The following is a 13,044-nucleotide window of genomic DNA, read 5'->3' on the forward strand; positions in this document are numbered from 1 at the left end:
AGCATGAACTCATTGCTTTGCACAAAAAGGCTTAGTCTATTGTATGGACTAAGCCTTTTTGCTCCGCTTTCATTTGCAGCCATGCAAACCACACCCTATTTAGCCATGCATGTGCAGCCTAAATATGCCCAGCTTAAAGCAATGCCTTATGCCAATCCTAATGCGCTCAAAGGCGGGATGCTGAGCCAATCTAGTCTGGGAACCTTCGATAATTTAAATAGCATGAATGGCAAGGGCAGTTCGACTGAGGGGGTGAACTATCTGTTTGATAGTCTGATGGATCGTTCGCTGGATGAACCGCGGGTGATGTACCCTTTATTGGCTGAGAAGGTCAGTTATGATCCCAACCATTTGCAAACAGTGACCTTTCATTTAAATCCCAAAGCCCGTTTTAATAATGGTCAGCCGTTAACAGCAGAAGACGTCAAATTTACCTTTGATACCTATCAAACCAAAGCCAATCTCGGCTTTCAGATGTATTTGTCTGATCTGGCAAGAACGGAAGTGCTGTCTAGACATCAGGTTAAATTCATTTTTAAATCCAAGAATAATGTCGAGATGCCCCTGATCGTGGCGAGCCTACCGATCTATTCAAAACTGGACTGGAAAAATAAAGATTTTAGCCGTGTCACGTTGCAACCGATTGTGGGTTCTGGGCCTTATAGGGTAGAGCGTATTGATGCCGGACGCAGTATCACTTATAAACGCAGTTCGAACTATTGGGCCAAAGATTTACCTGTTAATAAGGGCCGTTATAATTTTGATCGGCTGAAATATGTATATTACCGAAATTTAGACGTTAGTTTTGAAGGCTTTAAATCACGGCAATTTAATTTATACGAAGAAAAAAATATCCGGAATTGGGTCACCTCCTATAATTTTCCAGCTGCAAAATCAGGCTTGGTCAAAAAATACAAAGCACGGTTAGCCACACCGCTTGATATTCAAAGTCTGGTATTTAATATCCGTCGTGCTCCATTAAATGACATTCGCCTACGTCAGGCATTGACCTACGCCTATGATTTTGAATGGCAGAATAAAGCTTTATTTTTTAATCAAAATCAGCGCTTACAAAGTTATTTTGATAATACCGATCTGGCTGCTAAAGGTCGCCCGAGTGCTGCTGAGTTAAACATACTCAAACCTTATTTGGCACAATTGAATCCGCTGATGCGACAAGGCGTATTGAATGATTGGCGCTATCCTGTTTCAGACGGCAGTGGTTTTAATCGAAACAATCTATTGATTGCGCAAAAGATCTTAAAAGATGCGGGTTATGTGATTCGTGATGGCAAATTATATGATCGCACAGGTAAAGCCATTCAAATTGAATTATTGATGCAGCAGGAAAATCCACAACGTGAGCTGATGCCTTTTGTGCGGAACCTGAAAAGATTGGGCATTCAGGTTAATCTTAGACAGGTTGATGTTCCTCAGTACATGGAACGGATTCGCCGTCAGGATTTTGATATGATGGTATTGAAATTGCCACAGACCTTAACACCTGGTAAAGAACAGGCTCAGTTTTGGGGAAGTGCAGCAGCAGATGAATCGGGTAACTATAATTATTCTGGTATTAAAAATCCTGTAATTGATCAAATGATCGAAAACATTGTTATGGCTAAAACACGTGAAGAAGTTGTGCTCTATACCCGTGTGCTTGATCGTCTGTTACGTGCGGGTTATTACCAGATTCTGAGCTATGGAAAACCTGAACGCTGGTTTGCCTATTGGGATATTTATCAGCAGCCAGCAGTGAAGCCAAAGCTTTCTGTAGGATGGGAATATTGGTGGTTGGATGCAGATAAGGCGAAGAAACAGGAGCAGGCTATACAAAAGCATTAATTAGAATGGTTTTGACTAGCGTTTGGTGAAGTTGTTAGATTAATATTACGGAGTCATCGAGTTCCCATCTTAATTTCAGGATAAGTTTTCAGCTGGAGTGACTTTGGTTTCGCCTAATAAGAAGCTATGCTTTGGAAGAAAGGCTTCTTGCGCTGCTATAATCGCAGCTCACCTCAAAACCTGTTTACTTATTGGACCTTTTTTATTATTTCGCAAAAACATGATCTTGTTTAAAACACGCAGGTTGTGGATGACGTCTCCGCGTATTTTCTCTCAAGTTAGATTTCATAAAAACTTAGTAAATAAATTAATAAGGGTTCGATTTCAATGGTTCACTATATTCTAAAAAGAATGTTGTTGATGATCCCGACATTATTTTTCATTTTATTGATTAATTTTTTGATTGTGCAAATTGCTCCTGGCGGGCCAGTTGAACAGGCCATTCAGCAAATTCAAAATGCACAAGGTTTAGGCGAAGGAGCAAGCGGGCAGTCTAATCTGGCGAATCTGGCACAATATCAGGGTGCACGTGGTTTAAGCCCCGAAATGATTGAAAAAATCAAAGCTCAGTATGGTTTTGATCGGCCTGCAACAGAACGTTTCTGGCTGATGCTGAAAGGGTATATGCATCTGGATTTTGGTACCAGTTTTTTTAAAGATAAACCCGTCACGCAACTCTTATATGAAAAGCTACCTGTGACCTTGTCTTTGGGATTGTGGAGTACTTTTCTGATCTATTTGATTGCCATTCCACTCGGCATTAAAAAAGCAAAAAATAATGGCTTGCTGTTTGATCAATCCACATCGTTATTATTGGCGGTCAGTTATGCCATTCCATCGTTTGTTTTTGCCATTTTATTGATCGTCTTTTTTGCGGGCGGCAGTTATTTGCAATGGTTTCCATTGCAAGGGCTGGTGTCTGAAAATTTCTTCCAGTTAAGCTTCTTGGCAAAAATCAAAGATTATCTGTGGCACATGTGTTTGCCAATTTTGAGTATGCTGCTCGGTAGCTTTGCCGCACGTACTTACCTGACAAAATATGCATTTGTAGAAGAGCTGAACAAGCCTTATGTATTAACAGCCCGAGCGAAAGGATTAAGTGAAAATCAGGTGCTGTATGGGCATGTCTTTCGTAACGCGATTTTGATTGTGGTTGCTGCTTTGCCAGAAACGTTGGTGGGTATTTTCTTTGTCGGTAATTTATTTATCGAGATCATTTTTAATCTGGATGGGATTGGATTATTAGGCTTTGAAGCGATTACCCAGCGTGATTATCCTGTTATTTTTGGCACCTTGTTTTTATTTACCTTGTTCGGAATGATTTTACGTTTACTGGGTGATTTGCTTTATCACCTCATTGATCCGCGGATTGATTTTGAATCAAGAGGTGGACAATGATGTCACCCTTAATGCAAGCGCGATTTGATCGTTTTCGGCAAAATAAGCTGGGATTTCGCTGTTTAATTCTGTTCTTGATTATTTTTGTGCTGTCTTTGCTGGCGGAACTGATTGCCAATGATAAGCCTTTGCTGGTGCGTTATGAGCAGTCTTTTTATTTTCCGATTCTGAAAGATTATCCAGAAACCACATTTGGTGGTGAATTTGAAACGGCAACGGATTATCAAGATCCAGTGGTAAAGCAGTTGATACAGACGCATGGCTGGATGATTTCTCCTCCAGTAGCTTTTTCTTATCAATCGCCGAATCTGTCTTTGGCTGTACCTGTTCCTTCTGCACCGAGCGCACAGAACTGGCTCGGCACGGATGATCAGGGGCGTGACGTATTTGCCCGAATCCTGTACGGTCTGCGGATTTCGCTCTTATTTGGTTTTGCACTCACATTGTGTTCTGCTGTGGTCGGGATTATGGTCGGGGCGATACAGGGTTATTATGGTGGCTGGATTGACTTGATTGGGCAGCGCATTTTGGAAGTGTGGGGTGGCTTACCGATGCTTTTCATTGTGATGATTCTGGTCAGTATGTTTAGCCCGAGTGTGTATTGGCTATTTGTGATCATGTTGCTTTTTGGCTGGACAGAGCTGGTCGGCCTAGTACGTGCTGAATTTCTCCGTGCCCGTAATTTTGATTATGTTCGTGCGGCGCAAGCATTGGGTGTTAGTCAGCATAAGATTATCTTTAAGCATATTTTACCCAATGCGATGAGCTCTAGCCTGTCACAGATTCCTTTTATGCTGACGGCAAATATTATTGCCTTAACTGCACTAGATTTTCTGGGTTATGGCTTGCCACCTGATGCTGCTTCGCTCGGAGAACTATTATTACAAGGAAAAAATAATCTGGATGCGCCGTGGCTGGTGTTGTCGGGCTTTTTTAGTTTGGCGATCGTTTTGTCTTTACTGATTTATATTGGGGAGGCGGCACGTGATGCATTTGATCCAAGACGATAAGTTGTCGCTAAATCAACCTTTACTCAAAGTACAGCAGCTCAGTATTTGTAATGGCGCTGAGACGCTGCTTGAGGAGGTTAGTTTTGAGATTTATCCTGCACAAACCGTTGCCATCGTGGGAGAAAGTGGTTCAGGTAAATCCATTACTGCGCTGGCCTTATTGGGTTTATTAGCTTCGACATTAAAGGTGACAGGTGCAGTTCAATTTCAAGATCAGGATGTACTGAAACTGAGTCAACCACAGTTGCAGCAAATACGTGGCAAGAAAATTGCCATGATTTTTCAGGAGCCTATGACAGCACTGAATCCTTTGCATACTGTAGAAAGAATGCTTGGAGAAAGCCTGATTTTACAAGGTTCTGCAAAAGCTGTGGTACGACAAAACACGTTGCGCTTGTTAGAAGATGTGGGCTTGCCTGAGGCAGAAACTCTTTTAAAGCGCTATCCATATGAATTGTCAGGCGGTCAACGTCAACGCGTTATGATTGCCATGACCTTGGCTTTAGAGCCAGATATTTTAATTGCTGATGAGCCAACGACCGCTTTAGATGTGGTGTTACAGGCACAGGTCTTGATGCTACTGAAAAAACTACAGCAACAACGACAGATGGCGCTGATTTTAATTAGCCATGATCTCAATCTTGTTCAGCAATATGCAGATCATGTGGTGGTACTGAATCAGGGAAGGATAGAAGAGCAGGCAAGCAGCACTGAACTTTTTAAATGTCCTCAGAGCGTTTATACGCAAAATTTATTGAATCACGATTTTGGGCAAGCTTTGCTGCTACAACCCTCAGAACCATTACTTGAACTTAAAAATGTTACGGTAAAGTATTCCGTCAAAAGAGGTTTATTTCCTCGGATTCAAACCTATAAAGTTGCTGCTGAATCAATTAGTTTTACTTTAATGCAAGGTGAGGCTTTGGGGATCGTTGGAGAAAGTGGTTCAGGCAAGTCCTCAATCGCCTTGGCAATTGCCCGTTTGATTGCGAGTGAAGGGGAAATTAGCTTTCAGGCACGAGATCTAAATCAGCTTAGCCAGAAACAGCTTCGACCGATTCGTAGTGAGCTTCAAATTGTATTTCAGGATCCTTTTAGCAGTTTAAATCCACGAATGACCGTTGAGCAGAGTATTGCCGAAGGACTTAAACTCCAAGAGATTTCCCAGCCACAATGCACTGCAAAAATTGATGAAGCCTTGCTTAAGGTTGAGTTATCTCCTGAGGATAAAGACAAATATCCGCATCAGCTTTCAGGCGGTCAACGGCAACGGGTTGCACTCGCACGAGCTTTGGTGGTGCAGCCGAAACTGATTATTCTGGATGAACCCACCTCTGCGCTGGATCGATCCACTCAGCTTGCAATCATTCAATTGTTACGACGTTTGCAACAGCAAGAACAAATCAGTTATCTGTTTATTAGTCATGACTTGCAAGTCATTAAAGCCTTATGTCAAAAAGTGCTGGTGATGCATGAAGGGAAAGCCTTGGAGTATCAGGCAACCGAGACTTTATTTGCCCAGCCCCAGACGGAATATACCCGTCAGCTGATTGCTGCCAGTGAATATCCTCATTGTAAATAAACTGACATGTGATATTGTCAATTTGTCGGAACAGCTATTGACACCACTAATAATCGGATTAAATTAGAGCAAACACTCTAATTTCAGCAGAGGATGACCATGAGTCAGATTGCAGACAGTATTCAGATACGTAACACCACATTTAAAAATCGCATCATTAAAGGGGCAATGAGTGAAGCACTTGCCAATGATGCAGGGCAACCGAATGATTTGCTGATTGGTTTATATGAAGCTTGGGCGAAAGGTGGTTTAGGGTGCGCCGTTACAGGTAATGTAATGGTGAATATTGGCGCCAAAAATGAACCGGGTGTGGTGGCAATTGAAACTGAGCGTGATCTGGAAAAGTTAAAGCAATGGGCTGCTGTTGGTAAAAAACACGGTATGGTGCAATTGATCCAGTTGTCACATCCCGGTCGCCAATGTCCCAAAGGTTTAAATAAAGAAACGGTTGCGCCTTCGGCTGTACCTTTTAGTCCTGTACTGGCAACCATGTTTGGAACGCCACGTGAGCTGACGCATGATGAAATTCTGGATATTATCCAGCGTTTTGCGACCGCTGCTGCTGTTTGTGAAAAGGCAGGTTTTGAAGGGGTACAATTTCATGGTGCACATGGTTATTTAATCAGCCAGTTTTTATCACCATTAACCAATAAACGTACTGATCAGTGGGGCGGTTCAATCGAGAACCGTATGCGTTTCTTGCTGGAAATTTATAAAGCAGTACGTGCAGCGACCTCTGAAAATTTCATCATTTCGGTTAAATTAAACTCGGCTGATTTCCAGCGTGGTGGCATTACTGAAGAAGATGTCATTACTGTATTTAAAGCGATTGATGCAGCAGGCATCGATATTATTGAAATTTCAGGCGGTACCTATGAAGCACCTGCGATGGCGGGTGCAAAAGCAGAAAAGCGTAAAGCCAGTACCATTGCCCGTGAAGCTTATTTCTTGGAATTTGCCGAAAAGATTCGTCAGCATGTGTCATGTAAATTGATGGTGACAGGTGGTTTCCGTACAGTCGAAGGAATGAATGCAGCTTTGGCCAGCGGTGCCTGTGATTTCATTGGAATTGCGCGTCCTTTAGCGGTAGAACCAGATTTGCCAGAGCGTTTAATTGCAGGTCATGATGTCCGTTATGCGGTAAATCAGATTAAAACAGGGATTCCATTTGTCGATAAAATGGCAATCATGGAAATCATTTGGTATGCAGCGCAATTTAAGGCGATTGGGCAAGGTAAAAAACCGAATCCAAAACTATCGCCGCTATTGGTCTTCTTGAATTATGCAAAAGGAAATATCAAGGCTGTGGTGAAAGGCCGAGTCAATTCGCGTAAGTCAGCGTAATATTTTCTAGGACTCTTCGGAGTCCTTTTTATTCAGGCAATAAAAAAGCCACTGTCTAAATAATGCAGTGGCTTTTTTGAATTTGGCGTCCCTACGGGGATTCGAACCCCGGTTACCGCCGTGAAAGGGCGATGTCCTAGGCCTCTAGACGATAGGGACTTCTTGAGGTGGGTGTATATTAGGGGTCTGTCACCAAAGTGTCAAGAAGGTGAGGAGACAGTTTGTTCAAAATATAGCAAAACAGTTCAGCAGTCTTCTGTGTATCGTACAACGCAGAGTGTGCTTCTTTGCCATCAAACTCGATTCCAGCCTGAATACAGGCACGCGCCAACACCGTTTGCCCGAACATCACCGCACTCAACGTCACCGTATCAAAGACTGAAAAGCTATGGAACGGGTTCTGATTCTTTGTTCCAGAGCGTGCAATTGCAGCTTGCAGGAAACCTAAATCAAAGTGCGCATTGTGTCCCACCAAGACCGCATGGGTACATTGTTGAGCTTTGCGGACTTCATTTAAAGATTTGAAAATACGGCGTAAAGCAGTACGTTCATCTTCAGCCATGGCAATACGCATCGGGTTAGAAGGATCAATACCAATAAAATCGAGCGAACGTCGATCCAGATTGGCACCTTCGAATGGGTTGATATGCGCTTGGAATGATGGGCCTGGTACAAATTGACCGTTTTCATCATAAACAATTGGAATACACGCGATTTCAAGCAATGCATCGGTTTGTGAGTTAAAACCTGCTGTTTCGACATCGACGACAACAGGCAAAAATCCACGAAAACGCTGACCAATCACAGGAGCTTTGTTTTCTTCTTGTGTCACACTTTTCTCCATTGCAGTGTTTTGCCTGCATGAAGTGGAATAATTTTTTGATCTTCAAGATAATCAAAAGACTCGGCAACCGTATTTTCTTCTTTCACTAAAGTGATTGTTGAAGTATTACGTGGTAAACCATAGAAGTCAGCACCAAACATGCTGGCAAAACCTTCCAGACGTTCTAGCTTACCGACTTGGTCAAATGCCTGTGCATAAAGCTCAATGGCATTTGGTGCGCTATAGCAGCCTGCACATCCACATGCATTCTCTTTGGCATTTTGCGCATGTGGTGCGCTGTCTGTGCCAAGGAAGAATTTTGGATTACCGCTGGTCGCCACTTCTAATAACGTCGTTTGATGGGTTTGACGTTTTAAAATCGGTAAACAGTAGAAGTGCGGCTTAACACCACCAACCAACATGTCATTACGGTTAAACAGTAAATGTTGAGGGGTAATTGTTGCAGCAACATTACGATCCTGCTCAAGCACAAAATTAGCCGCGTCGCTTGTTGTAATATGTTCTAGCACGACTTTTAATTGTGGGAATTGCTTGAGGAGCGGTGACAGGACTTCATCCAGGAATTTTTTTTCACGATCAAAGATATCGACGTGATTATGAGTTACTTCGCCATGAAGCAATAAAGGAACCTGATGTTCCTCAAGTTGTTCAATAACGCCATATACCTTACGGATATCACTTACGCCATTATCCGAGTTGGTGGTTGCACCAGCAGGATAAAGCTTAATTGCATTAACGAACTCAGATTCTTTAATTTTACGGACTTCATCTGGAGAGGTATGGTCAGTAAAATAAAGCACCATGCGCGGATCAAAATTCAGACCTTCAGGAACATGCGCCAGAATACGCTCGCGGTAAGCTAAAGCTTCTTCGACAGTTTTAACAGGTGGAACAAGATTCGGCATACAAATTGCGCGTGCAAATTGTTTGGCTAAATCAGGGACAGTGCGTTTTAAAGCTAAACCATCACGCAGGTGTGCGTGCCAATCATCGGGTTGCAAGAGTGTAAGAGTATTCAAGGTCTACTTCAAACTTAAAAATAATACAAATAATAATGCATAAACCGTGAAAATGGTAACTACAATTACGGATAAGTGGTTAAGCAAAGCACATGACAAAATGAGAAATTGTGTTATTTTTATGCGGCACAAGAATAGTGCATTATAAAAAGAGTATTCGGGATGGATAACCAATATGATCTTGATCAATTAAGGCGGTCAAAAGAAGATCTAGAGCAGCTTGTTGCCCAGCATATCCAGTCCAAAAATGCCCATCAAACTTTACCTCAAGCACTGGAAAATGAATTCTGGAAGTTTAATGTCGACCGAACGCGAATTAATGCGATTCAGTTTTTCGGACAGGGTGTCATTACCTATACTATTTTTGTGCTGTTGATATTACCTTCTAATTTTATTGTGATTCGAAACAGCGAAAATTTTGTTCTGGATTTTATTTATAGCATCCTGAGCTTGATTGTGGTGGGTGCTGCGCTTTTCCTGTTTTGGGCAGTGTCCCGTTTTAAACAAGTCAATTCCTTATTTTATCCAGCCGTTTGTGTGATTGTTTTTTTTACAATCGTATTGACCTCATTACTCATGATGAGTGTGTCGAATGTCGTCTTACAAAATCAGGCTATGGTGCTGGTGGCATTCCTATATATGCTGGGTTTTATCCTAAGTGGCATTCGACCCGTACATATGTTGTGGATTGGTTCTTTCGCAGCAATATCGATTCTTGGATTTTTATATCTATTTCATATTCCCTGTGATTTTCTCATGATTGGGAGGACATTGATTGGAAGTTTATTATTAGGTTTTTCAATTAGTATCATGCTGACCTCCAAAGAAAGAAAAATATTCATCAAGTCAAAAATATCGGAGATTGATGAGCAGATTCTCCGTCTTCAAGCTTCCGAATTATTACATTTAAGTCAGCATGATGAACTGACCAATGTATCAAACCGCCGTACTTTTGAAGAAATGTGTACCTATCATTATCAGCAAGCGTGTAAAGAACATAAGCCTTTGTCTGTGCTGTTTATCGATATTGATTATTTTAAAAACTATAATGATTTCTATGGTCACCAGATGGGGGATCAGGTCATTGCTGAAATTGCAAAAACCATAAAAAGCTCAATTCGACATATGGATTTTGTGGCGCGTTATGGTGGGGAAGAATTTGTGGTTCTACTTCCTGAAACGTCGGCTCAAGGCGCTTATGCAGTGGCAACCAATATCTATCGCGCGATTGACCGTTTAATGATCCCACATCACAAATCGACAGTTTCTCATTATGTGACCATTAGTCTGGGCATTACCGTATTTAATGGCAATGCCAAAATCAGTCAGGAAATGCTGATTCATACGGCAGATAAAGCTTTATATCGTGCTAAGCAACTGGGACGTAACCAGATTTACTATCAGCCATTACCGACCTTAGAAGAAAATATTTAAGCAATAAAAAAACCGAATATCAGAATCGATATTCGGTTTTTTGTTTAGAACAATTTTAAATTATTCCAAGAATTTTACAGTCACGCCTGAACGTACTTTCGCGCCTAAGTCGTTAGCATCCCAGTTAGTCAAACGGATACAACCGTGTGATGCTGTTTTAGAGATTAGAGACGGATTTGGCGTACCATGAATACCAAATGATTTTTTGCTTAAACCGATCCAGATATTACCTACTGGTGCATTTGGACCTGGTGGTAAAGAAAGTGGTTTAAGGTTTTTACCTTGTACAAAGTTTGATGGCGAGTAGCTATACCAAGGGTTTTTCGCTACACCCACTACTTTATAGGTACCTGTCGGAGAAGGCGTATCAGTACTGCCAATTGTTGCAGGAAATGAGGCAATCATCTGGTTATTGCTGTTGAATAAATACAGTTGACGTGCGCCTTTATGTGCCACGATCAAGTGAATATCTTCAGGTAAATCATTGCGTACATTGGCTACAATAATTTTTTCACCAGGTTTTTTGAATGTTGCTGTCGGATTCAGTTTCTTTAAGAAAGCCTCATCCATGTGGAATTTTTCACCCAGCATTTCTGTAACACGGGTGTAGTACAAACCTTTCATTTTTGCTTGTAAAGCATAGTCTGATGGGATTGAATCCGCATAAGGGCCTTTAAAGTCAGCATCAGTCAGCGTGTATTCTACATAAGCTGGCTTAGTTTGCTTGGCAACAAGGGCATCCCATGTTTCTTTGGTCAACTGACCCGTTGGGGTAATACCGTTCATTTGCTGGAATGACGCAATCGCTTTTAAGGTATTTTTACCATTTGAACCATCAATAGCACCAGGTGAAGCATGTGCATTGTTTAACATCACATGTGCACGTGCATAAGCTGGAAGTTGTCCTTTCGGTAAACCTTCAGGCCATTCAGCATTATTCATGCTGTCCAGCGTCCATGAAACTTTAGCTGTAGGAGCAACAGTCTTTGAGGTCGTTGAGTCAGATGTATTTTCTAATTTTTGCGATACAACCGAAGCAGCGCCAGTATTCACTTGAGGCTCAGATGCAGCTTGAGCGACCACACTCGAAGCGGGTTGAGCTGCAACACTTGAGGCAGGCTGGGCAGTAACACTTGAAGCTGGACGTTCGATAGCCAGAGGATCAATCGGATCTTGTACTGAACCAGCGATTTTTTTTGGATTTAATGGTTGCTCAGTTGTTGGAGCAGCGAAAGCAACATTAGCAAGAATACAACTTAAACTCATAGCGAGTAATGAGCGAACAAACATGTAATTCAACCTTATGAATTATTCATATTGAGATATAAGATATTGCAAGTATTACAGAAAATGAGCGCGCTTGCAGTAGCAGTTTTGTGTCAAAGCGAAAATTTATTTTAAGTCATGAATTTTGTATGGAATTCGAATTATAAATTCTAGGCTAACTTTGTTATCATGCGCTTTATATGAAAAAATTTAGAGATTGGTAATGACAACGTTGAAAAATGATCGTTTTTTACGAGCTTTATTACGTGAACCTGTAGACACCACACCTGTATGGATGATGCGTCAAGCAGGGCGTTATTTACCAGAATATAGGGAAACGCGTGCACAGGCAGGTGATTTCCTCTCTTTATGCAAAAATACCGAATTTGCTTGTGAAGTGACTTTGCAGCCACTACGCCGTTATGAGCTAGATGCAGCAATTTTATTCTCAGATATTTTAACGGTTCCTGATGCTTTGGGTTTAGGTCTGTATTTTGAAACTGGTGAAGGCCCAAAGTTTCATAAAACAGTACGTACCGAACAAGATGTCGCAAATCTGCCGAAATTAAATGCCAAGTCAGATTTAGCTTATGTGATGAATGCAGTATCGACCATTCGTTCAGCTTTAAATGGGCAAGTGCCATTAATCGGTTTTTCTGGCAGCCCTTGGACTTTAGCGACTTATATGATTGAAGGCGGCTCAAGTAAAGAGTTTCGTTTCACCAAAAATATGATGTATGCGCAGCCAGAAGTCTTGCATGCGTTATTGGATCATCTTGCAGATTCAGTGATTGACTATCTCAATGCTCAGATTGACGCAGGTGCTCAGGCGATCCAGATTTTTGATAGCTGGGGTGGTGCGCTGGCGCATAGAGAATATGTTGAGTTCTCATTGAATTATATGACCAAAATCATTGCTGGATTGCAAAGAGAAAAAGATGGTCGCCGTATTCCGATTATTGTCTTTACCAAAGGTGGCGGACAGTGGTTAGAGAATATGCTGACTACGGGTGCAGATGCATTTGGTTTAGACTGGACCACACCGCTTTATACCGCACGTGATGTGATTGCAGGACGTGCTGCCTTACAGGGTAACCTAGATCCAGCCGTACTTTATGGTTCAGCTGCTTCGATTGAGAAATCGGTCAAAGCCATGCTGGATGATGCCTATGCCAATGGTGAGAAAACAGGTTATATCGCCAACTTGGGTCATGGTATTACACAGTGGGTCGATCCGGCTCAACCGAAAATTTTTGTGGATACAGTACATGAATACAGCGCGAAATATTTAGGCTGATAGTT

10 protein-coding genes and 1 tRNA gene are annotated in these 13,044 nt (G+C 41.8%); 7 read left to right on the top strand and 4 right to left on the bottom strand.

Annotated features, from left to right (window positions below):
• Nucleotides 1–3: 3 nt before the first annotated feature.
• The 5 genes from AWW72_RS09565 to AWW72_RS09585 all read left to right on the top strand — a co-directional run bounded on the left by AWW72_RS09565 (nt 4) and on the right by AWW72_RS09585 (nt 7,179).
• Entirely contained in the window at nt 4–1,845 is a 1,842-nt protein-coding gene (locus AWW72_RS09565) for an extracellular solute-binding protein (RefSeq protein ID WP_062847182.1), read from the top strand.
• Between the two features lie 327 nt (nt 1,846–2,172).
• A complete protein-coding gene (yejB, locus tag AWW72_RS09570; protein ID WP_062847183.1) occupies nt 2,173–3,243 on the top strand; it encodes a microcin C ABC transporter permease YejB in 1,071 nt (356 codons plus the stop codon).
• Nucleotides 3,243–4,253 (top strand): ABC transporter permease, encoded by a 1,011-nt coding sequence (locus tag AWW72_RS09575; RefSeq protein ID WP_062847184.1) that lies wholly within the window; start codon nt 3,243–3,245, stop codon nt 4,251–4,253. The genes yejB and AWW72_RS09575 overlap by 1 nt, the downstream gene beginning before the upstream one ends.
• Entirely contained in the window at nt 4,231–5,835 is a 1,605-nt protein-coding gene (locus tag AWW72_RS09580) for an ABC transporter ATP-binding protein (RefSeq protein WP_062847185.1), read from the top strand. Before AWW72_RS09575 ends, AWW72_RS09580 begins: the two co-directional genes overlap by 23 nt.
• A 99-nt stretch (nt 5,836–5,934) precedes the next feature.
• The gene (locus AWW72_RS09585; protein ID WP_004773733.1) at nt 5,935–7,179 is read left to right on the top strand and encodes an NADH:flavin oxidoreductase/NADH oxidase family protein; all 1,245 of its coding nucleotides are present in this window, start codon (nt 5,935–5,937) and stop codon (nt 7,177–7,179) included.
• An 83-nt stretch (nt 7,180–7,262) separates the two neighbouring features.
• On the opposite strand, the gene AWW72_RS09590 is transcribed toward AWW72_RS09585, so the two are convergent.
• From AWW72_RS09590 to pyrC, 3 genes are all read right to left on the bottom strand, one after another.
• Nucleotides 7,263–7,338: transfer RNA gene (locus AWW72_RS09590), tRNA-Glu, on the bottom strand.
• A 19-nt stretch (nt 7,339–7,357) separates the two neighbouring features.
• Nucleotides 7,358–8,023 carry a ribonuclease T gene (gene rnt, locus AWW72_RS09595; protein WP_004773731.1) on the bottom strand — a complete coding sequence of 222 codons (666 nt, stop codon included), beginning with the start codon at nt 8,021–8,023 and terminating at the stop codon, nt 7,358–7,360.
• Nucleotides 8,008–9,042, bottom strand: coding sequence for a dihydroorotase (gene pyrC / locus AWW72_RS09600; RefSeq protein ID WP_062847186.1), 1,035 nt, complete (start codon nt 9,040–9,042; stop codon nt 8,008–8,010). Before pyrC ends, rnt begins: the two co-directional genes overlap by 16 nt.
• A gap of 162 nt (nt 9,043–9,204) precedes the next feature.
• Here pyrC and AWW72_RS09605 point away from each other — a divergent pair, with 162 nt between their 5' ends.
• Complete coding sequence (locus AWW72_RS09605; RefSeq protein ID WP_062847187.1) at nt 9,205–10,476, top strand: GGDEF domain-containing protein; 1,272 nt, start codon at nt 9,205–9,207, stop codon at nt 10,474–10,476.
• A 60-nt stretch (nt 10,477–10,536) separates the two neighbouring features.
• Here AWW72_RS09605 and AWW72_RS09610 read toward each other — a convergent pair whose 3' ends face one another.
• On the bottom strand, nt 10,537–11,766 hold the full coding sequence (locus tag AWW72_RS09610) for a L,D-transpeptidase family protein (protein ID WP_062847188.1): 1,230 nt from the start codon (nt 11,764–11,766) through the stop codon (nt 10,537–10,539).
• Between the two features lie 199 nt (nt 11,767–11,965).
• Between AWW72_RS09610 and hemE the strand changes: the two genes are divergently transcribed.
• Nucleotides 11,966–13,039 carry a uroporphyrinogen decarboxylase gene (gene hemE / locus AWW72_RS09615; protein WP_004773727.1) on the top strand — a complete coding sequence of 358 codons (1,074 nt, stop codon included), beginning with the start codon at nt 11,966–11,968 and terminating at the stop codon, nt 13,037–13,039.
• Nucleotides 13,040–13,044 lie beyond the last annotated feature (5 nt).

Origin of the sequence: Acinetobacter sp. NRRL B-65365 (assembly GCF_001605865.1) — a bacterium.
Classification (GTDB): domain Bacteria; phylum Pseudomonadota; class Gammaproteobacteria; order Pseudomonadales; family Moraxellaceae; genus Acinetobacter; species Acinetobacter vivianii.